The 1,204-nt window shown below is 51.8% G+C and carries 1 protein-coding gene; it reads left to right on the forward strand.

Annotated features, from left to right (window positions below):
- The coding region (locus tag ABLA85_RS18245; RefSeq protein ID WP_367965745.1) for an STY4528 family pathogenicity island replication protein at window positions 1-1,044 on the forward strand (1,044 nt) is incomplete at its 5' end.
- Between the last annotated feature and the right edge of the window lie 160 nt (window positions 1,045-1,204).

The raw sequence follows: 1,204 nt of genomic DNA on the forward strand, positions 1-1,204 counted from the left end.
ACGGGCTGGATGATGATCCGCCTGTACGCGCAGCAAAATGAAGGGGCGGTTTTCCCCAGTTATGACGAATTGCAGGTGTTGCTGGCATCCCCCTATAAAGGCAAAGCGTCGCGTGAAACTGTCAGCCGGGTATTACTGATGCTGCGAATCACCGGCTGGCTGAGTTTGTGCAAGCGTATCCGGGATGAACACGGACGGGTGCGGGGCAATATCTATGCGCAGCACGATGAGCCGCTGACTTGTCGTGATGCCGAAATTCTCGATCCCCACTGGCTGGATACGGTGGCGGAAGCCTGTCGCAGTAAAAACCGCACCATCAGTCAGACCGCCTGGGACGTCCTGACCGACATCAAAGACGACCCGCTGATGCGCCATCGTCACAGCCATATCCGTTTGCTGGAAGAACGGTTGAATGCCGTGCAAACCCCGCAGCAAAGGGTGATGCGCCAGAACTTTCAACAAGGAAAACAGCTAACCGAACTCAGTCATATAAAACCGGGTTCGGAAACCGAACTGAGTCAGCAAAAAGAACACACTGTGCTGAATTCGGCATCCGAACTCAGTCTTAAATCAACGCGTTATAGTGATCCCGTTAAACCGAACCGTTATGTACGTTCTTTCACACAGGGTGTGAATAAAAAAACATACGTAGCAGACCCGCAGTCTGCTCTTTTTCTGCCAGAAGGACTTTGCCGACAACTGGAGCCGGAAGCGGTGACGATGCTGAACAGCCAGTTGCAGGCGCTGCCTGCTGAACAGGCACAGACCGTGCTGAATTGTCTGGATAAGGCGTTACAGGCCGGGAAAATCGGCAATCCGGTCGGCTGGTTGCTGGCAATGATGAAACGGGCACGGGAGGGAAAATTATATGGACAACCTGAAACCGCTGTTACCGCGCCTGCCGCTGCGAAGAAGCTGGTTGAATTCACCCAACATGTTGAGCGTTCCGCTTCACCTTCCTCACAAGCCCATGTCCGCAACATAGTGAAAGACATCCGTCAAAAGCTGACGCTGGCAAAATATCACCGCGATGTTATTGATTAAAAAACGCACGCTGCTGGCAGTGCCAGCACTGACTAAAAAATCGCCTTTTTACGATAAGCAGGCTTTCTTCCCGATGATGTTTCGGCCAAATCAGGTCGTATGACGCTTCTGTTTTTATTGCTGTATAAATATCATACAGTGCTGGCAGTGCCAGCATTGC

Source organism: Xenorhabdus sp. SGI246 (assembly GCF_040838225.1).
Taxonomy (GTDB): Bacteria; Pseudomonadota; Gammaproteobacteria; order Enterobacterales; family Enterobacteriaceae; genus Xenorhabdus; species Xenorhabdus indica.